Below are 19,768 nucleotides of genomic sequence, written 5' to 3'. Positions count from 1 at the left end.
AATTCAAGTTTATGAAACTTCTTCAATTACTTTTTATTGCACTCATTGTTTTTAGCTGCGAAACAAAAAAGGAAAACACCTCTTTAAATCCCGAAAACTGGTCTAAAAGAGCTATTGAACTAAAAGCAAATGATTCTTTAGAATACGGAAAGTCTTATCTGTCTATTTATTCTCAGATTTATAGTTTAACCGAACACACCAAACACAACTTAACCTCTATGGTAAGTATGAGAAACACAAGTGATAAAGACACTATTTATCTTTTAAGAGCCGAATACTACGACACACATGGTAAGTCTGTTAGAAAGTATTTTGATTATCCTATTTATCTTTCGCCTATGGAAACTACAGAGATTGTTATAGATGAAATAGATGTTTCTGGTGGAACAGGCTCTAATTTTATTTTTGAATGGAAAATTCCTAATGATTGTCCAGAACCTCTTTTTGAAGGCATTATGACCTCTACCATGGGACAACAAGGGTTATCATTTACAACTCAAGCCAAAAGAATTAAATAATATATGGCTGAAATCTTATCGACCATCTTCTTAATATTTGCTGTAGTAGATCCTATTGGGTCTATACCTGTTTATCTTGAAGCTACTAAAGAATTTGATTTAGCACATAAAAAGAAAATTGCAGTCAGAGCATCGGTTATCGCCTTTTTTATCCTTTTATTTTTTATTGTTATTGGACAGCTAATTTTAGAAGGTATGTCTGTCTCTTTAGATGCTTTTCAGATCTCTGGAGGTGTTATTCTTTTTTTATTTGCTTTAACTATGATTTTTGGTGCTGGCAAACCCGAACAAGAAAAGAGTAACATTACAGATTATAAGCATGTTACCATTTTTCCAATTGCTATTCCGTCTATTGCATCACCTGGTGCCATAATGGCTGTAGTACTTATGACCAACAATCATATTTATTCAATAAAGCAACAAACAGTTACTACACTAATCGTTCTTGGTGTTATTGGTATTACTTGCCTTATATTGCTAATTGCTAACCGTCTTCAAAAAGTTATCGGAGATTACGGTATTACCGTATTGAGTAAGATTATGGGGCTTATATTAGCTTCTTATGCCACACAAAGTATATTGAATGGCATAAGCAGCTATTTTAACAACATTTGATAATTGCTTAATCTTGTTTCTTAATAGCAGAATTAAGTGCCGTATTTACTGCATCTGAATACTTTTTGTCAACGCCAACCTCATACATTCCTATAAGCATTAAGCAGGTGTCTTTATCTATTTCATAACAATAGACCTTGTTATCTAATGCTACTCCTTCAGCTGTTGATTTTCCGTACATATAAAGTACCTTAACACCATTTATCTCCTTTTCCCCATGGTCAGTAACCTCAAACTTTTGATCTTCAGTATTTTCCTCTAGTTTTTTCTTGGCATTTTCGAATGTTTCAGGCACGTACATACCCATAATTACAGCTTTAGGACTTTCTGATACATAGGTATTTTGCATTACAGCCTTAAACAACGCTTCATCAACTGTTATTTCTACTTTTTTAGACATTAACTCCATGGCACGTGCTTGTTTTTCTGTATCAGTCTCCTGAGCGTTTACAAAAAGACCAATGAACAAAGCCGCTACAAATAATAATTTTTTCATTTTAAATATTTTAGATATCTCAAATATAGAATTAATTGAAACAATTACAACAGGTTTAATTTATTAATAATCAAATACTAAAATAAAAGTATATCTTTGCACAAAAATTCACGTAAAATAACGTGAAGACCTCAGAGCGAGGTGTGTTACCAGAAGTTTGGGTTTAAGTATGTCGATACGCTTCTAATGTAACACTACATTAATTTATCGCATACATCACAAACAAGAATGAGTACATTCAAACAACTTGGTCTTAACGAAGACCTTCTCAACGCTATTTCAGATTTAGGATTTGAAACACCTAGCGAAGTTCAACAAAAAGCAATTCCAGTTCTCTTAGAAGAAGAACGCGACCTAGTGGCTTTAGCTCAAACAGGTACCGGAAAAACTGCAGCATTTGGTTTTCCTATGTTGCAAAAAATTGACGTTAACAGCAGAACCACACAAGGTCTTATCCTCTCTCCTACCAGAGAGTTATGTTTACAAATTACCAACGAATTAAAACTTTACGGTAAATACTGCAAGGGCTTAAATGTTGTAGCCATTTATGGTGGTGCAAGCGTAACAGACCAGGCTAAACAAATTAAAAAAGGAGCACAAATTGTTGTGGCTACTCCTGGCCGTATGAAAGATATGATTAGCCGTAATCTGGTTGATATTTCAAAAATACAATACAGCGTTTTAGACGAAGCCGACGAAATGCTAAACATGGGATTTTATGAGGATATTACAGAAATTTTGGCTCATACTCCTACAGACAAAAGCACTTGGTTATTTTCTGCAACCATGCCAAAAGAGGTCGCTACTATTGCCAAAGATTTTATGTACGACCCAATTGAAATTACAGTGGGTAACAAAAATGAAAGCACAAGTAATGTATCTCATGAATATTATTTGGTTAATGGTCGTGATCGCTATTTAGCATTAAAACGTTTGGCAGATGCCAATCCTGATATTTTCTCTGTAATTTTCTGTAGAACAAAACGCGATACACAAAAGATTGCCGAAAAACTGATTGAAGATGGCTACAGTGCAGGAGCATTACATGGTGATTTGAGTCAAAATCAGCGCGATTTGGTAATGAAATCCTTTAGAAACAAGCAAATACAGATGCTAGTAGCTACAGATGTTGCCGCTCGTGGTATCGACGTTGATGATATTACCCATGTTATTAACTACCAATTACCTGATGAAATTGAAACCTATACTCACCGTTCTGGTCGTACAGGTAGAGCTGGTAAAACAGGTGTTTCTATGGTCATCGTTGCTAAAAGTGAAGTACGTAAGATAAAAAGTATAGAGCGCATCATTAAAAGGCAGTTTGAAAAGAAAGATATTCCATCTGGCATGGAAATCTGCGAAGTGCAACTAATGAGTCTAGCTAAAAAAATACACAATACTGAGGTTAATCACGAGATTGACAAATACTTAGATAGCATTAATGAATTATTTGAAGATACCGAAAGAGATGAATTGATTAAAAAATTCTTTTCGGTTGAGTTTACACGCTTCTTCAACTACTATAAAAACTCAAAGGATTTATCTGTTTCCGATTCTGGTAACAGCAGTAGTAGTAATGATGAAGGAAGATCTTCTGGTAATGACACACGCTACTTTATTAATGTAGGTCGTAAAGATGGTTATGACTGGATGTCTTTAAAAGATTTCTTAAAAGAAGTTTTAGAGCTAGGTAGAGATGATGTTTTTAAAGTAGACGTGAAAGATAGTTTTTCATTCTTCAACACTGAAAAAGAAAATGAAGAGAAAGTCTTAGCATTTTTTACTGATTTTAAATACAACGGCCGTTTTGTCAATGTAGAAGTTAGTGAAAACAAAGGACGAAGTGGTGGCGGAAGACGTGATAGAGGTCGTGGTGGAAAACGTAAAGGTAACGATAGACCAAGAGGTGAAAAGCGACCTAGACGTAGCAACGACTCTAATAAGCCAGAAGGAAGACGTTCCGATAGATCACCTAAAAAAGGAAGACGTTCTACTTCTGATAGACCACGTAGATCTAGAAGAAAATAAGAAAAATACGGATTAACGTTTAAGACTAAAATGACCTGTGTAAACATTATTTTTACCAGGTCTTTTTATTTTGAACCAGTAGTCAGTAGCAGGCATTTTAACACCTTCATAAGTACCATCCCATCCCAGAGAATTTGGATATACCTGTGTAAGAAGCTTACCATACCTATCATAAATAAAGATTTCTATTCCAGGTTCTAAATCCAAAAACTCTATTTGCCAATATTCATTTACACCATCTCCATTGGGCGAAAAAAATCTAGGATAGTACAATAAATAAACCTCTTCTGTTACAGTACCACAATTGTTCTTATCCCTTACATATACAATGTATTCACCAGGCAAGAGGTTAGTAAACACACTCGCATCTTGATAAGTAACATTGTCTAAAGAATATTCATAATCACCTATACCTTCTACAAAAACAGAAATAGTATTATTATTTTCTGTCCAATCTGTAATTTCAACGTTAGTAATAGAAGCCTCATCAGACTCAATAACTGTAAAAACTTTACTCCCAATACATGTTATTTCTCCATCTGCTGTCTGTAAACTATTAATAATTTCCACAGAATAACTTCCTGTAGCATCTACAGTAATAGACTCTGTTGTTTCACCATTAGACCAATTGTAATAATCATAACCTTCACCTGCACTTAGAACAATAGATTCATTAGTACACAAATAAGCTGTCTCTTCACTAGATATCGGTGTTTCTAAAACATGTAATTGAAAACTAGTAACATCAAAACAATCTGAACTTAAATTATTTTGCACTCTGACAAAAATGGTTTGAGGATTACTTATATTTTCATAATTAGTTTCTATGGGATCTATATTATCAATAGCATCATCTTCTGATAAATGATAAGTAATATTAACACCTGGTAAGTTGTAAATTTCACTATCCTGAGTACTTAAGTCAAAAATTTCGTAACCATCATTTTCAATATCATCACAGAGAAACATATCATTTGGAGTATTTGCAATTGGAAAATTGTTAATAGTTACAAGATTGGATAAAAAGATAGTTTCTCCTGGCGCGCTTATCTCTACTGTAATGGTGTATGAGCCAGCATTTTGATAGTAATGTATTGGATTAATTTCTGTTGAAGTAATACCATCCCCAAAATCCCAAAGTATAGAATTAATTTCTGTATTAGTGTTTAATGTAAATTCTGAGCCTTGCCCTAAACATGTGCCTTGCGTTAGTATTGAAAAATTAAAAAACGATGTTATAAAAGGCGGTAAACCTGCGCCACAAAATCTATTCCCTAAACTTACAGCATTTTGCAAATAATTTGAAGCAAAGCCAATTTCATCTGGGTTTTCAATAACATCTAGATATTGCTCTTGTGCTCTGGCAATGTATATTTTTCCATCAATAGCAAGTTGAAGTGCTCCTAATATGAGATTAGTATTATTATCTTCATAAAGCGTAGTTGCAGAATTTATCATATCACCAGCTGTGGCAAGACTTAAATCGAACTGAAATAAACGACTTGTAATAAAGCCAAATAAAAATTTCTGGTCTGTAACGTACAGTAAATTACTATCTGGCGAAAACTCAATACCATAAGCTCCTGAAGCTGGTCCTGATGAAAAGAATCCATTTCCAATTAAAATTGGATTAGATACAACACCTGAAGAGTTATTAAAATCAAAAATTTCCACTACACTATTTCCAGACCAAGAGGCTAAAGCTAGCCTAGATGCATCTGGTGAAATCTTCATATATCCTTTTGAATCTAAACCGTTATCTCCGTGAATTTCACCTACAGAAGACGTAACAGGAGTCATATTGACACCTGCTGCTGTGACCCGATAGGATAAAAAATTATTGTTGTCCCAATCGTGTGTTACTACCCAAAAGTCAATACCGTTGGCATGTTTAACCGCAGAAATTTTCTCGGTAGTAGATGCATTCAATTCGATATTTTTTTGATTATTTATATCTCCATTTCCTCCATTTAGAGTCATATCAACTTCAGAATACCTAAGACCATTAGGACCTGCCAAATCATCAACTGTGAAAATGTAATAAGTTGTAGTGTTTCCGGGTTTAGGAACAATGATAGCAGATTGTGTACTTGAGGAATCTCCTGTGAGACCAGTGCCGTTGGGCATTATATTATGTTGCCTATCCCAAACGGTAATTCCATCGGTATAGAAAAGTAAATCTCCATTGTTTTCAGATATCGTGGCACAACCTTCATCTGTAGACAACTGACCGTCTGTTAATACTATTGGTCCTCCACTACTAAAATCTATGCCTGCATTAGTACCAAAATACCATTTAGAAGCTTCGGCTTGAGCAAAAGCAGTAAAATGACAAAGCGCCATTAAAACAGACAAGTAGGTTATTTTTTTCAAAATTTCTTTTTAAGCGATGGTTTTTTGAGAAAATTTTTCAAAAAAAATTAAGCAACAATATAGCAAAAGCCTTTTGATGTTGTTAATATTTAGTCAAATCTTTTGCCTAAAAGGGCAAAATCCGTTTTGTTTATTACCTTTACATTGTATTTAACACTATGCGACACCTACTATTTATATTTTTCTGCTTTACTACAGTTTACAGCTATAGTCAAGATAGTACTGCCACAAAAACACCAGAAACGGTTAAAGGAACCATTACTAGTTCTGCAACTAAAGAAGCTTTGAGTGAAGTTAATATCGTGAATATAAATCAGGTTGTTGGTACTGCAACAGATGATGATGGTAAGTTTGAAATTAAAGCAAAGGTTAACGATACACTCCACTTATCTTACATCGGTTACAAATCTATTAAAGTAAGAGTTACCAACGACTGGTTAAAGTTTGGTAATACTGAAATTGTAATGACAGAATTAGCCTTAGCCTTAGAGGAGGTTACGGTAAAATCTTTGGAACTTACAGGATACTTAGAGGTAGATATGAAGCAAGTACCTATAACAAACAATAATCAGTATCGTATTTCTGGTCTGTATGGTAAAGCTTATGAAGGTAGAAAACCTAATATTGCAACCAAAGTTTTAGGTGCTATTTTTAATCCTGCAGATTTTCTTTATAACATGTTTGGCAAGAAGCCAAATGAAATGCATAAGCTTAAAAAGATTAAGGAAGATGATGAAATTAGAAACCAGTTAGCGAAACGTTTTGACAGAGAAATGCTAATGGTTTTATTACAGGTTACTAAGTACGATTTAGATGAAATTGTTAACCAATGTAACTACTCAAAAGACTTTATAAATACTGCAAACGATCTTCAAATTCTTGATGCAATAAGTGAATGTTACGAAGAATACAAGGTAATTCAACGTAGTAAAGAACGTAAGAACAAGAAAAAAGATAAAGCTTAAAATCCTCTAAGCATTAGAGTGCAAAGCTACCCTATTCCCTTCAGTATCTATAAATACTCCCATAAAACCGTGTTCGTCTGAAATTTTAGTTTTAGGTTGATAAATTTTACCACCTGCTGCTTCTATCCTATCCAATTCGTTTTGTACATCCTCAGACATAAAATAAACCAATGTACCTTCTTGACTTGGAATATAAGATTCTTGCTGTATTAAAGTACCTGTTGCACCATAAGCACCATTATTGTCTGGAAACCATCCCATTTTTAAACCACCAAAGTCAACATCTTTAACTTCAACCTTAAAAAAGGTTTCATAAAACTTTTTAGCACGAGCCATATCGCTTACCGGAATTTCGAACCATCCTACCATAGCGTGACTATTTAGATTCTAAAATTTGTTTTAAATCGTTTAGACCTTCCTCAAAATCTTTTCCAACGGTTTTATCCATATTAAAAAATAAGAAAAAGATATTAGAAGGCATTTTATTTACACCTCTAAATCCCCAAACCACTTCGGTGGCGTTTTCGCCAACAGCTCTAGTTGTTAGGTAAGCGTCTGATTGTGATTTCCATGGCTTATAAAAACGCAGTTGACTTTCTACCGACTGATTCTCTGTAATCTTGGTAATTTCTTGTTCGCCTGTACCAACATCTTTATTACCTTCCCATCTGGCAACAAAACCAACAGTAGCATCTGTACCTGTATGTTCTTGTTTCATGTTTGGGTCTTTCTTTTTCCAAGGCGACCAATTATCCTGATTTTTAATATACTTTAAATAGTCAAATACTTCGCTTATTGGTTTGTTAATTGTAATGCTTCGGCTTACATTATAGGTCTTTGGTGCAACTAATGCCAATAATACAATAAGGGCAATAATGGCGAGTACGATGTAGAGTGCGGTCATCATAATTCTTGATTTTTTTTAGTTAGTACTTAAAATTACAAAATTTAATGTTTCGATTTGTAGCGTTCTACAATGGCATCGTAATCTTTTAAGGTCTTTTTAATCCAATCGAAGCGTTTTTCCATGTATTCTTCTTGGCTCAATTGCCAATTAATATCAGACTTACGCAACCTCGAAGTAACATGCTGAAGAATGATTGCCGCAGAAACCGAAATATTTAAACTCTCAGTAAAACCTACCATTGGTATCTTTAAAAAACAATCAGCTTCATCTAATACATTTTGTGATAAGCCTTCGGTTTCGCGTCCAAAAAAGAAACATGATGGTTTAGTAATATCAAAATCAATAAGGTCGCAATCTTCTGCATGTGGACTTGTTGCTACAATCTGATAGCCTTTAGATTTTAAATCTTTAATACACGATTTAGTCGTATGATAACGGTTAAGATCTACCCATTTTTGTGCTCCCATGGCAATTTCTCTATCAATACGCTTAGAGTTTACCTCTTCTACAATATTTACTTCTTGTATGCCAAATACATCACAAGAACGAATTACAGCACTGGTATTATGCAACTGATATACATCTTCTGTAGCTACAGTAAAATGTTTGGTACGTTGAGCTAATACTTTTTTAAAGCGTTCTCTTCGGTTTTCTGTGAGATGGGATTCTAAATATTCTAGAAGCTTTGTTTCGTGCATAAAAAGATTATATTTATTGACCAATAATATACTATTATGAAGTTAAAATACCCTATTTCTTTTCTGTTTCTTTTCATTTTTCAACTTGCAGTAGCATTTCAGGGCAAATCTATTTGTTCTTGCGAATTACTGAAAGAATCTAAAGAAAATGATGAAAAAGTTTCTGCTATTGCACAAGAAATAGAAACTTCTTTCCATGATTTAAGTACTGAGGGATTCAACAAATATTTTGATACTGAGTCGTTCAAACAAAAACTAGTTAACGGTATTGATGTTGATTCTAATAAATCTTATGTTAAAGGGTTTTTAAATGGTGTTGGAAAAGCAGGAGATAAATTAGCATTAAAAGTGCTAAATGAAATTGAAAATGGTGCATACTACAACCTCATAAACTATAGATATAATATCGTAGAAAAAGCCTACTACTTTACATTCAGAATGTATTCTGAAGAAACCGGAATTAATTATCACGATTATAAAGTATGCTCTGATGGCAAGAATATCAAGGTAAATGATATTTATATCTATCTATCTGGTGAGCACTTTTCAGAAACCTTGAGTCGTATATTCAAAATGTCGTTAGAGGATGAAAAAAACAATACATTTAATTCTAAAGGGAGTACTGTAAATAGTATGTTTAAAGTAATGAACGCTCAGAAATTGCTTCAAGAAGGAAAAGCTAAAGAAGCTTATGAGATGGTTGATGGTATTACAGGGCCAATAAAAAATGAAAAGTTTTTTCTTTTAATAAAGGCGTTAATAGCATCTTCATATGACGATAAAATATATGAAAACACCCTTGGAGAGTTTGCAAAATTGTATCCAGACGATCCTACATTGTACTTAAAACTTATAGATTATTATTTCTTAAAGGAAAATTACAAAATGGTTCATATCTATATAGATAAATTAATCTATGAAACCGAAGATGATTTTCTAAACCTTATGAAAGCTCATGCATATTTATTGCAAGGAGACTTCATTAATGCTGAAAAAAATTACAACTATATTAAAACTAATTATCCTGCCAGCTTTTCTGCTTATATTGGTGAAATGATAAGCCTTACATATCAAAATCGTTTTGAAGAGACATTAGCCATAGCAAAAAACCTTGTTGATGAAGGCTATGACAAAAAAGACCTCACCGAATTTTTTGAAGAAAAAGAAGCAGATGGCTCAAACGAGCTAGAGGCTTTTGTAGAATCTGAAATTTATAAAGACTGGAAATCTAAATCTTAAAATGAAACACATCGTCATATTAACAGGTGCTGGAATGAGTGCCGAAAGTGGTGTAAAAACCTTTAGAGACCACGATGGTCTTTGGGAAGGGCACGATGTAATGAAAGTGGCTTCACCTGAAGGTTTTAGACAAAATCCAGAATTGGTTTTAGACTTTTATAACCAAAGACGGAGACAACTCAAAGAGGTACAACCAAACCAAGCGCATAAAGATATAGCGTCGCTTGAAGCCAGTTACAAAGTTACAGTTATAACCCAAAACGTAGATGATTTGCACGAGCGTGCTGGCAGTACCAATGTAGTACATCTTCATGGTGAACTTAGAAAAGTACGAAGTACAGGAAACCCAAGAGACATCAAGGTATGGACAGACGATATTACCTTAGGTGATACCTGCGAAAATGGTTACCAATTACGACCACACATTGTATGGTTTGGTGAAGACGTACCAATGATAGAAAAAGCTGTTGAAATTTGTCTTACAGCTGACATACTTTTAATAATTGGAACAAGCATGCAAGTGTATCCTGCTGCAGGTTTAATGCACTATGTTAGTGACGATACTCCTATTTACTATATAGACCCAAAACCTGCTGTGGTTCGCAATCAGAATATTAATGTGATTGCAAAACCAGCAACTGAAGGTATGAAGGATATTCTTGAGGTTTTGTAAGAAACTCTAAGAACTATTTAATCGTTTTCACTCAACTTAAAAAACTCATTAACAGGCTTATTAAACACCTTAGATAATTTTAACGCCAAAACCGTAGATGGCACATATCGATTGGCTTCAATAGAGTTTATAGTTTGGCGAGACACACCTATTTTTTCTGCTAAATCTCCTTGAGTTAGGTTTAGAATAGCGCGCTCTACTTTTATTGTGTTTTCCATTATCGGTTACGCTTTAAAACTTCAAAAAACATAATCTGAATTATCAGCATAAATGATAATACCTGAAAATAACTAAAAGAACCAAAAGACGTTGGCTTGCCTAATAAGTTAAAAACCAAAACATCAACAATAGGTTGAATTAAAGCGTATAAAACCGCTAAAACAAATGCCAACCTAAATGATTTAGCTCTTAACGAAACTATCATTTCATCTTCTGTTTTTTCTTTACTGAGTGCTATTACCAAAAGACCAACTAACAAACCTTTACGCAAACCAAACTTTACCCACTCGTTATTTACATCGCTAAATTTTAGGGTTATCATTGCTATAAATATGACAATACAAAATAGTATTCCTTTTATTTTCCAGTGATTATCTAATTGAAATTGCGACCATTTTTCAATTTTTGAACGCTCACATTGCATTAAACTATTCTTACTCATAATTGACAAATATATTTTATAATTAGTGAAATTGTTTTTACTATATGACAAATATATTTTACATTTTTGTTTTACACAAATGTTTTTAACTAAAACTTGACATTGTCATTTTTTTAGGCGAACTTCGTTAGCGATGGATATAAATTCTTGAAATAGATTGATATTCTACACGTTGTAAAACATTTAAATGAAACACTTTCTGATATTATTATTTCTTTTAAATTTTGGGGTTTCTAACTCTCAAAACTTCATTGAGAAAATTGTTTCGTGTGCAAAACATCAATTTGATGAAAAATTGAGATTTATCGTTGACAAAGACATATTGGAAACAAACTTTGAATTCAATGAATCAAAAACAATTATTGAAGTTAATAATCCTGAAAAAGGGCTTCAACGAATAAGCTTGGTAGAATTTAAAAAATCCGAATATCCAGCGATACAATTTTGGTTAAATTATAAAATAACTTACCAAAACCTTGATTTTACTGAGTTATTAGTTCCTTACAATCTTAATTGCACTACATCTTGGAATAAAGAAGACGTCAATGAAATTCTAAAACCTTATTTAAAAGTTTTAGAAAGCAAAACAAAAATCGACCTAAAAAAAGCAATTGAAATCGGAAAAGAAAATGGTCTGGATAAAATATACTTTTGGGATATTGATTATGAAAAGAGAAAACTAATTTGGACTTTAAAAAGTAAACTGAAAAACAACCAATCAAAAGTGATAAAGATAAATTCAAAAAATGGTAAAATAATTTCGGAATTCATTGAAATCCAAATTGATTAAAAACGCTTTACTCATTAACTGTAAGCGATTACTTGTATTTATCTATTTAACCCTAACTATTCTTCTCCTCAATCCACTTACTCAAATACTTAGTACTTTGCAAAGTCTGATGTTGTAGTATATGACCAATAAAATTATTTTGACGATGGTTTTTTAGATCTTTACTTAGGCCTTCTATTTTTTGTGCAAACTCATCTTTAAAATTAGCTTTATCAAAACGTTGATTTAAAATTTTAAAACTGCTGTTTTGTTTGGCTTTCCAAACTTCTGCATTGGTATAGAGCTCTACTGCTTTTTGAGCAAAAATTTCTGGATGGTTTTCTATAAAACCGTTGAGCTCTAGTTCTCCAAACATACCTTCGGCTGCTATACCAGACATAACGCAAGGTGTACCATTTTGCATAGCGTCTACTAGTTTGCCTTTTAACCCTGCGCCAAATCGTAAAGGAGCTAAACATACTTTTGCTTGTTGCATCACTATATCAACATCTTCTGCAAACCCTTTGATTAAAAAACCTTCCTTTTCGTTATGTAGCTGCGTTACTTTTTGAGATTCGTAAGCACCATAAATATGTAACTCTGCTTTTTGTAACTGTTGTCTTATTAATGGCCAAATACTTTGCTTTAAATATAACACGGCATCGTAATTTGGTGGATGTAAAAAATTGCCAATGGTTATAAAATGTTGGCGTTCTTCAAAAGTTGGTAAACCGTTAATAGCTTCTTCTTGTATTGGTTCTAATAAAAAAGGTAGATAATAGAGTAAGCTTTCGTCAATTTTAAATTGTTGGGTTAAAATATCTATTTCTGCTACTGAGATTATCAAACTTAAATCGCAACGGTAGATGCTGGCAATTTCGCGCTTGGTGGTATCGTTTTGTAAGTGTTCAACTGTAACATCAACACCTTCTTTTAAAGCTAGTTCCCTAGCCTTTCGCAAGCCATGAAAATCTTCGGTATCTAAAACACGTAAGGCATTTTGGCAATGTTCTGCCACACGCCAACCGTATTGTTCTTCTACCATAAACCGATCAAAAAGCACCACGTCTGGCTGCAGTTGACTTACAAATTCATCAAAAGAAGAATCGTTCAAAAGTATGGTTTGTGTTTTTACACCAAGCTGCGATAAATCGTAAGTATTATCAGAAGTTTTGGCAGCACATGCAAAGGTAATTTCAAAATTCTGATTGAGAAATTGCTCAATTAACTGCAACATTCTACTACCAGCCGCAGAACTTTTGGGCTCTGGCCATACAAAACCAATAATTAATAATTTATTCAAACTAAAAATACTGCTAACGGTCTACTGTTATTGCAAACTGATTATTGTGGTTCTTTTGAGAAGATATATTGAACTCTAGCCATTTTTACCCAATTTTCAACAGCTTCAATCTGCTCTTTAGAAAGCTTAGCGTCGCTATGCGTCCAAGTGTAGCTAGGTAAAGGCATGTGTCCTTCTTTTACCTCTTCGGCAAGTTCTTCAAGTTTATGGTCTTTTTTCTTATCAGAATAATCGTTCCACTTAGAGACATTAAAGTGTTTTTTACCGTCATTAACATGACTTGCTAACCAATAGTTTACAGGTGTAATATTGTTATACCAAGGATAACGCGTATGGTCACTATGACAGTCTAAACAAGCATTTTTTAAAATTAACTGTACATTTTCAGGTGGATTGGTATCTGCAAGAAAGGCATCTACAGTAGCAATATCCCCATCATTCTTTTCTGGCCCAAAAAATTGAGCAATTATAAAGACTACTAAAATTAACAGTAAGAGTTTTTTAAGGATTTTCATTTTTGATTAATTTAGAAATCTAAATTTAGCGAAATTAAATTGACAAAAGCGCAACTTTATAAAGAATTAAATTACGTTAACCACTCACGCGAAAAACGCTTGTATTATGCAAATTTGGTTTTAAATCAACCAGAATTGGTAAAACCACTTCTGGAAATTTTGTTTGATGTTGATGATAAAATTTCGTCCAGAGCTGCTTGGGTGTTTGAATTTATGTGTGGCGAAAACCTTGAAGCTATTATTCCGCATTTAGATACCTTTACACAAAACATTTCCAGAGTACATCTAGATCCTGCGGTACGTCCTATGGCCAAAATCTGCGAATATTTAACGACTGCTTACTACGGAAATTCTGATACCAAAATAAAACAGCATCTCAGCGAATCACACAAAGAAAAAATCATTGAAGCTTGTTTTGATTGGATGATTAATGATGAAAAAATTGCTCCTAAAGCCTACTCTATGAATTCGTTATACTTATTAGGCACAGAGTATGATTGGATTCACCCAGAACTCGCCATAATTTTAGAACGTGATTTTCAAATGCAAAGCTCAGGTTTTAAAGCCAGAGCAAGGCATATCCTTAAAAAAATAAATTCAAAGAAATAAAATACCTCATCACAAAAAACTTCTTGCAGAGTACTTTCGTGCTTCAGCCTAACTTTGCTATCTTTGATGCTTCTTAAAAATCAACTTAAATGGCACTTACAGCACTTAGCGCAATTTCACCAATAGATGGTAGATACAGATCTAAAGTAGAAGCTTTGGGTAATTATTTTTCTGAAGAAGCTTTAATAAAATATCGTGTTCTTGTAGAGATAGAATACTTTATTGCACTTTGCGAATTGCCTTTACCTCAACTAGAGTCGGTATCTGATGGTGTTTTTGAAGACTTAAGAGCTATATACAAAAACTTTACTCCTGTTGATGCGGCTGCCATAAAAGAGATTGAAAAAGTAACTAACCACGATGTTAAAGCGGTTGAGTATTTTATAAAAGAAAAGTTTGATGCTTTAGGTTTATCTGACCATAAAGAATTTATTCATTTTGGATTAACATCTCAGGATATCAACAACACTGCTATTCCATTAAGTATTAAGGAGGCCATGAATGATGTGTATGTTCCTGAATATTTAACCTTACTAAAGAAAATTGAAGAATTAGCAGAAGAGTGGAAGGATGTGCCAATGCTTGCCAGAACACATGGTCAGCCTGCTTCACCTACTCGCTTAGGTAAAGAAATTGATGTTTTTGTGGTGAGATTAAAAGAACAGTTCAATCTTTTAAACGATGTGCCAAGTGCTGCAAAGTTTGGTGGTGCTACCGGTAACTTTAATGCACATAAAGTGGCTTACCCAAACATTGATTGGAAAGCTTTTGGAACGTCGTTCGTACAAGAAAAATTAGGTTTACAGCATTCTTTTCCAACAACGCAGATAGAGCACTACGATCATATGGCTGCGTTGTTTGATGCTTTAAAACGTATCAACACCATTATTATAGATTTAGACAGAGATATCTGGACCTATGTGTCTATGGATTACTTTAAACAAAAAATCAAGAAAGGTGAAGTTGGTAGCTCTGCTATGCCACACAAAGTAAACCCAATAGATTTTGAAAACAGTGAAGGTAACTTAGGTATTGCCAATGCCATTTTTGAACACCTTGCTGCTAAACTTCCGATTTCTAGATTACAACGCGATCTTACTGATAGTACTGTTTTAAGAAATGCTGGTGTACCATTTGGTCACACCATTATTGGTTTTAAATCGACTTTAAAAGGTTTAGGTAAATTATTGTTAAATGCCGCTAAATTTGAACAAGATCTAGAAAACAATTGGGCTGTTGTTGCAGAGGCGATTCAAACAATTCTTCGTCGTGAAGGGTATCCTAACCCTTATGAAGCTTTAAAAGGCTTAACAAGAACCAACGAAGCGATTACAAAAACATCTATTTCAGAATTTATTGATACATTAGAGGTTTCGGATACTATAAAATCTGAACTAAAAGCAATATCACCAAGCAATTATACTGGTATATGAGATTCTTTCCTCTAAGTAAAAATTCTATAGCCTTATTATTAGCTACACTTATTACATTTGGTTTCTTTGCTGCCGGAATGTTTGAGGTATTGGATTATTTTATAATTAAAGCTTTATTATTTACACTTTTTGGAGGTATGTTGATCTTTGCCATTTGGCGTGCACTAAAAAACGATACCATAAAAAATCGCCCTGAAGACGAGCTCCAAGACGATTCTAATTAACATTTTAAATAAAATTGTCAGTTTTTATTTAATAAAGTCTGTTATACCTTTAAGGTTCGCATTTTCAAAATCCATATCCTTTAATACAGATTGTAGAGACATTATTTTTCCTGCATTCATGTCGTTACCAAGCACTCTGGCAACCACAAAACCTTTATCATTAGCGTTACCAAAAAGAATGAGTTCATCAACATTGTCAACCTCTCCAATAAACATAACCATAAAACGACCATCTACACTATTTCCACCTCGCATTAACTCTTCATATTTAGGATTTTTGAGAATGGTTTTAACATTTGCAAGCTCTAGCTCGTACTCTGCTTTGTTACTATCATCTATTCTGTAAGCTAATATATTTAGTTTATCTATAGATTTATAAGCCTCTTCTTGCTCTTTTGTAAGTTCAACTTCTTCTATATTTAGTAACCCAATTGGTGCATCAACAGATAAGAAACCTGGCTTAACTTGATTATCTACAAAATAGGTTTGCAACGTTGGCCCTTGGTTGCAGCTTGTATAAGCCACAACCAAAAGCAACATTACCGCTAATTTTTTGATTGATTGTATCATGATATATTAATCGTTATCTTTTTCACTAGCCTTCTTTAACTGATCACCTCCAGGAATATCCATTTGATTAGTGATTTTAGATACTTGTCTTAAATCGATATCTCCTGTTAAGGTCAATAGAACGGTTTCTATTTCACGTTTTTTTCCATTAATTTCTATGTCTTGTCCTTCAGTAATCTCTTTTAGTCCAGAAACAAACATTAATAACTCTTTAACGTGGTTTTCATCTTTTCCTTCTTTTACATAAAATTTTACGGTCTGTTCACCATCTTTAATACGCATTAACTCTTCAAGAGCAGAAGACTTAAGGTACTTATCTACTGTAGACTTCATATCTGCAGATATTTTTTCATCACCTGTGGTAAATACTTTCAGTCCAGTAATCTTTTTAACCATTTCCATAAATTCCTTTGCTTCCGGATCGTCTACATCCAAATCTATAGTGGCTAACATTCTGAAAGCTTTTTGTGTAACAACAATTGATGTTACTTCTTTCATGTCTTCATACTTATCAAAGATGCTCTGTGCACCGGATAACATTGGTGCTATAATAAGCGCTACTATTACAATTAATTTTTTCATAATTCTCTAATTTTTGTGTGTTTTACTTGTTTTTAAATATTCTGTTTGTTGCTTTTGAAAATTCGTTTAGTCTACTAACCTCCTCAAAACCTTGATTTAAATTATCTGAAACTAAGGTTAACGAATTAAGTTGTTCTTTTCCTTCGTTCATTCCTATTGAAACTAAACTGAGTGCTTCCATGGTTTTATTATAAGTTTCCATTGCTAATTTTTTATCTACTTCTGAAGGACCAAGAACCTGCGGAATAATAAAACCTAACATAAGAACCGTAACTGCTGCGACAGAAATCCATTGATACATTTTTGTTCTCTTAGGTTTTAATGGAACGTCTTTAGTGTACTGCTCTTGCTGTGCCTGAGAAAAGTATACAAACATTGGTTTGTAATGTTCTAAATGCGGTGCAACATTATCGCTTGTAAAGTATGCTCTTAACTGCTGTTCTTCGACAAGCGTTGTTTCTGCATTGTTGTACTTTTCTATTAACTTTTCTATATTATTTAATACCATGTCTATGTGTATTAGTTAATTTTTCTCTTATTGTTTTTCTTGCTCTAGATAGATTAACGCGCACTGCGGTTTCATTCATATCTAACATTTTAGCTATCTCTGCAAAATCGTACTGCTCTATATCTCTTAGCTGTACTATTATTTTTTGCTGCTCTGGTAAATCTTCCATTATACGAGATACCCAGTTTAAGCTATCTTTAGCTTCAACTTGCTTTTGCAATGACGAATTGTTGTCTGTATAATTACTGTGAACAATTTTTAAATTTTGTGCTTGTTTAGATTTTAGTCTATCCAAACAAAAATTCTTTGTCATTGTCATAGAGAAGGCTTCTACATTTTTATAATCTTCTATCTTCTCTTTGTTTTTCCATAATTTCAACAGTATTTCTTGTGTAGCGTCCTCAGCTTCTTCTCGCGAAACCAATAAACGCTTGGCTAAACGAAATACTTTATCCTTAAATGGCATTACTAAGCTTACAAAATCTGCCTGCTTCATTACTTTTTTGATTGGTGGTTGAAATCAATTTTACTTGCTTTCATAATTACGACGATACACTTTACATTTTGTTACAAAGTTTTTTTATTTTTAATAATGTAAGTAAATTTAGGGTTTGATACACAAAAGAAAAAAGCTATTTAAAAAAGAAAAAATGATGAAAAATTTAAAATTACTGGCACTCTTTCTTGCCATTACTACAACCTTCATAAGTTGTTTTGAAGATTTTGATGATAACGCAGTTGCTTCGTCTGATATAAAAGACTTTGTATGGAAAGGTATGAATGCTGTCTATCTCTATAAATCTGAAATTCCTGATTTAGCTAATAATCGATTTGCTACCAATGAAGAATACTCTAATTATTTGGCAGACTTTGAATCTCCAGAGGCTTTATTTGAATCTTTAAAGTACCTACCTGAAACTGTAGACCGATTTAGCATTATTACAGACAACTATATTAATTTACAAAACCAACTACAAGGTATTAGTTTAAGCAATGGAATAGAATTTAATTTATATTTTGTTCCTGGTAGTGAAACAGAAGTATTTGGTGCTATAACATTGATTTTAAACAATAGCCCTGCTAGTGACTTAGGTTTGCAACGCGATATGGTATTTAGAGCTGTTGATGGTATTAATTTAACGGAGTCTAATTTTTCAGAACTATTATCACAAGAAACTTACACTTTAAATTTTGCTGATTATGACGATAATGGAACTCCTGATGTTGTAGATGATACAGTCACACTCAATGGCAACAGTGAGACTTTAACTAAGGTTCAATATGAAGAAAATCCTATACATATAGCACAAACAATTACACTTGAAGATAATACCAAAGTTGGATATTTAATGTATAACCAATTCAATTCTAACTTTAATAACGCGCTTAATAATGTGTTTGCTGACTTTGCTTCGGATGGAGTTAGTGAATTGGTATTAGACCTAAGATATAATGGTGGTGGATCTGTACAAACTGCTGCTTATATAGGAAGTATGATTACAGGGCAATTTACAGGACAAGTGTATTCTAAGGCATTTTATAATGAGAATTTATCTAATAATAACAGAGACTATCTCTTTACAAACTCCATTGAAGGTGGTGGTGCTATAAATAGTTTAAATCTCAACAAGGTTTATATTTTAACTACTAACAGAAGAACTGCTTCTGCTAGTGAGTTGGTTATAAATAGTCTGAGTCCATATATAGATGTTGTAGTTATAGGTGAAAATACTGTGGGAAAAACACAAATATCTATTACAATTTACGATTCACCTAATCTTGGCTATGAAGGTAGAAACTCAGGGCATTTTTACGCCATGCAACCTTTAGTTGCTAATTCAGTTAATGTGAATGATGAGCTGGTACCTTCTGATGGATTAACTCCAGATATTGAATTAAGAGAATACCCAAGTACTCTTGGTGTTTTGGGCGAAATAAACGAACCTTTATTACAAGCGGCACTATTAGACATATCAAATTCTGGCAGATTTACTTACGATTTGGTTCCTGGTCCTGAATTAATTAAAACGAAACGATTCTTCCAATCGTTAGAACAAGAAATGTATATAGAATAAACTAAAC

24 protein-coding genes are annotated in these 19,768 nt (G+C 33.2%); 11 read left to right on the top strand and 13 right to left on the bottom strand.

From position 1 onward, the window contains the following. Window positions 1-11 precede the first annotated feature (11 nt). Together MST30_RS11235 and MST30_RS11230 are read left to right on the top strand one after the other, a co-directional pair. On the top strand, window positions 12-518 hold the full coding sequence (locus MST30_RS11235) for a DUF3124 domain-containing protein (RefSeq protein WP_243471507.1): 507 nt from the start codon (window positions 12-14) through the stop codon (window positions 516-518). A 3-nt stretch (window positions 519-521) separates the two neighbouring features. Beyond that, entirely contained in the window at window positions 522-1,133 is a 612-nt protein-coding gene (locus MST30_RS11230) for a MarC family protein (RefSeq protein WP_243471506.1), read from the top strand. Between the two features lie 7 nt (window positions 1,134-1,140). On the opposite strand, the gene MST30_RS11225 is transcribed toward MST30_RS11230, so the two are convergent. Then, the gene (locus MST30_RS11225) at window positions 1,141-1,629 is read right to left on the bottom strand and encodes a hypothetical protein (RefSeq protein ID WP_243471505.1); all 489 of its coding nucleotides are present in this window, start codon (window positions 1,627-1,629) and stop codon (window positions 1,141-1,143) included. Window positions 1,630-1,857: 228 nt separating this feature from the next. Between MST30_RS11225 and MST30_RS11220 the strand changes: the two genes are divergently transcribed. Further along, window positions 1,858-3,657 (top strand): DEAD/DEAH box helicase, encoded by a 1,800-nt coding sequence (locus MST30_RS11220; RefSeq protein WP_243471504.1) that lies wholly within the window; start codon window positions 1,858-1,860, stop codon window positions 3,655-3,657. A gap of 12 nt (window positions 3,658-3,669) precedes the next feature. On the opposite strand, the gene MST30_RS11215 is transcribed toward MST30_RS11220, so the two are convergent. Beyond that, window positions 3,670-6,030: a T9SS type B sorting domain-containing protein gene (locus MST30_RS11215; protein ID WP_243471503.1), complete on the bottom strand. Its 2,361-nt coding sequence runs from the start codon at window positions 6,028-6,030 to the stop codon at window positions 3,670-3,672. A gap of 158 nt (window positions 6,031-6,188) precedes the next feature. Here MST30_RS11215 and MST30_RS11210 point away from each other — a divergent pair, with 158 nt between their 5' ends. Next, window positions 6,189-6,995, top strand: a complete 807-nt coding sequence (locus MST30_RS11210) for a carboxypeptidase-like regulatory domain-containing protein (RefSeq protein WP_243471502.1) — start codon at window positions 6,189-6,191, stop codon at window positions 6,993-6,995. Window positions 6,996-7,001: 6 nt separating this feature from the next. Here the strand turns inward: MST30_RS11210 and MST30_RS11205 are convergent, their stop codons facing one another. From MST30_RS11205 to MST30_RS11195, 3 genes are read right to left on the bottom strand one after another with little or no spacing between them, the layout of a single operon-like run. Then, a complete protein-coding gene (locus MST30_RS11205; RefSeq protein WP_243471501.1) occupies window positions 7,002-7,364 on the bottom strand; it encodes a VOC family protein in 363 nt (120 codons plus the stop codon). A gap of 7 nt (window positions 7,365-7,371) precedes the next feature. After that, window positions 7,372-7,899, bottom strand: a complete 528-nt coding sequence (locus MST30_RS11200; protein WP_243473880.1) for an SRPBCC family protein — start codon at window positions 7,897-7,899, stop codon at window positions 7,372-7,374. Window positions 7,900-7,943: 44 nt separating this feature from the next. After that, window positions 7,944-8,600: a TrmH family RNA methyltransferase gene (locus MST30_RS11195; protein ID WP_243471500.1), complete on the bottom strand. Its 657-nt coding sequence runs from the start codon at window positions 8,598-8,600 to the stop codon at window positions 7,944-7,946. A gap of 36 nt (window positions 8,601-8,636) precedes the next feature. On the opposite strand from MST30_RS11195, the gene MST30_RS11190 reads away from it, so the two are divergent. After that, complete coding sequence (locus MST30_RS11190; protein ID WP_243471499.1) at window positions 8,637-9,839, top strand: hypothetical protein; 1,203 nt, start codon at window positions 8,637-8,639, stop codon at window positions 9,837-9,839. Between the two features lies 1 nt (window position 9,840). Next, a complete protein-coding gene (locus MST30_RS11185) occupies window positions 9,841-10,512 on the top strand; it encodes an SIR2 family NAD-dependent protein deacylase (protein ID WP_243471498.1) in 672 nt (223 codons plus the stop codon). Between the two features lie 17 nt (window positions 10,513-10,529). On the opposite strand, the gene MST30_RS11180 is transcribed toward MST30_RS11185, so the two are convergent. Together MST30_RS11180 and MST30_RS11175 are read right to left on the bottom strand one after the other, a co-directional pair. After that, window positions 10,530-10,730 (bottom strand): helix-turn-helix transcriptional regulator, encoded by a 201-nt coding sequence (locus tag MST30_RS11180; protein WP_243471497.1) that lies wholly within the window; start codon window positions 10,728-10,730, stop codon window positions 10,530-10,532. Beyond that, window positions 10,730-11,173: a hypothetical protein gene (locus MST30_RS11175; protein ID WP_243471496.1), complete on the bottom strand. Its 444-nt coding sequence runs from the start codon at window positions 11,171-11,173 to the stop codon at window positions 10,730-10,732. The genes MST30_RS11180 and MST30_RS11175 overlap by 1 nt, the downstream gene beginning before the upstream one ends. Window positions 11,174-11,360: 187 nt before the next feature. Between MST30_RS11175 and MST30_RS11170 the strand changes: the two genes are divergently transcribed. Then, window positions 11,361-11,963 carry a hypothetical protein gene (locus tag MST30_RS11170; protein WP_243471495.1) on the top strand — a complete coding sequence of 201 codons (603 nt, stop codon included), beginning with the start codon at window positions 11,361-11,363 and terminating at the stop codon, window positions 11,961-11,963. Between the two features lie 52 nt (window positions 11,964-12,015). Here MST30_RS11170 and MST30_RS11165 read toward each other — a convergent pair whose 3' ends face one another. Both MST30_RS11165 and MST30_RS11160 read right to left on the bottom strand, forming a co-directional pair. Continuing rightward, window positions 12,016-13,245 carry a glycosyltransferase gene (locus MST30_RS11165; protein ID WP_243471494.1) on the bottom strand — a complete coding sequence of 410 codons (1,230 nt, stop codon included), beginning with the start codon at window positions 13,243-13,245 and terminating at the stop codon, window positions 12,016-12,018. 41 nt (window positions 13,246-13,286) lie between these two features. After that, complete coding sequence (locus MST30_RS11160; protein WP_243471493.1) at window positions 13,287-13,760, bottom strand: heme-binding domain-containing protein; 474 nt, start codon at window positions 13,758-13,760, stop codon at window positions 13,287-13,289. A gap of 39 nt (window positions 13,761-13,799) precedes the next feature. Here MST30_RS11160 and MST30_RS11155 point away from each other — a divergent pair, with 39 nt between their 5' ends. The 3 genes from MST30_RS11155 to MST30_RS11145 all read left to right on the top strand — a co-directional run bounded on the left by MST30_RS11155 (window position 13,800) and on the right by MST30_RS11145 (window position 16,026). Continuing rightward, entirely contained in the window at window positions 13,800-14,369 is a 570-nt protein-coding gene (locus MST30_RS11155) for an adenylosuccinate lyase (RefSeq protein WP_243471492.1), read from the top strand. 89 nt (window positions 14,370-14,458) lie between these two features. Further along, complete coding sequence (purB, locus tag MST30_RS11150; protein WP_243471491.1) at window positions 14,459-15,802, top strand: adenylosuccinate lyase; 1,344 nt, start codon at window positions 14,459-14,461, stop codon at window positions 15,800-15,802. Beyond that, window positions 15,799-16,026 carry a hypothetical protein gene (locus tag MST30_RS11145; RefSeq protein ID WP_243471490.1) on the top strand — a complete coding sequence of 76 codons (228 nt, stop codon included), beginning with the start codon at window positions 15,799-15,801 and terminating at the stop codon, window positions 16,024-16,026. The genes purB and MST30_RS11145 overlap by 4 nt, the downstream gene beginning before the upstream one ends. A gap of 24 nt (window positions 16,027-16,050) precedes the next feature. Here MST30_RS11145 and MST30_RS11140 read toward each other — a convergent pair whose 3' ends face one another. The 4 genes from MST30_RS11140 to MST30_RS11125 are packed head-to-tail and all read right to left on the bottom strand — an operon-like array spanning window position 16,051 to window position 18,182. Beyond that, window positions 16,051-16,596 carry a GFO_1091 family lipoprotein gene (locus MST30_RS11140; protein ID WP_243471489.1) on the bottom strand — a complete coding sequence of 182 codons (546 nt, stop codon included), beginning with the start codon at window positions 16,594-16,596 and terminating at the stop codon, window positions 16,051-16,053. A 6-nt stretch (window positions 16,597-16,602) separates the two neighbouring features. Continuing rightward, window positions 16,603-17,178 (bottom strand): GFO_1090 family protein, encoded by a 576-nt coding sequence (locus MST30_RS11135; RefSeq protein ID WP_243471488.1) that lies wholly within the window; start codon window positions 17,176-17,178, stop codon window positions 16,603-16,605. Window positions 17,179-17,200: 22 nt separating this feature from the next. After that, the gene (locus MST30_RS11130; RefSeq protein WP_243471487.1) at window positions 17,201-17,686 is read right to left on the bottom strand and encodes a PG0215 family putative anti-sigma factor; all 486 of its coding nucleotides are present in this window, start codon (window positions 17,684-17,686) and stop codon (window positions 17,201-17,203) included. Then, window positions 17,673-18,182 (bottom strand): GFO_1088 family ECF-type sigma factor, encoded by a 510-nt coding sequence (locus tag MST30_RS11125; RefSeq protein WP_243471486.1) that lies wholly within the window; start codon window positions 18,180-18,182, stop codon window positions 17,673-17,675. Before MST30_RS11125 ends, MST30_RS11130 begins: the two co-directional genes overlap by 14 nt. A 154-nt stretch (window positions 18,183-18,336) precedes the next feature. Between MST30_RS11125 and MST30_RS11120 the strand changes: the two genes are divergently transcribed. Then, window positions 18,337-19,761 carry a GFO_1087 family putative carboxy terminal peptidase gene (locus MST30_RS11120; protein ID WP_243471485.1) on the top strand — a complete coding sequence of 475 codons (1,425 nt, stop codon included), beginning with the start codon at window positions 18,337-18,339 and terminating at the stop codon, window positions 19,759-19,761. The last annotated feature ends 7 nt before the right edge of the window (window positions 19,762-19,768 follow it).

This window comes from Winogradskyella sp. MH6, from assembly GCF_022810765.1.
Classification (GTDB): domain Bacteria; phylum Bacteroidota; class Bacteroidia; order Flavobacteriales; family Flavobacteriaceae; genus Winogradskyella.
Note: the sequence above shows the minus strand (reverse complement) of the source record. Positions and strands in the feature narration are given on the sequence as shown.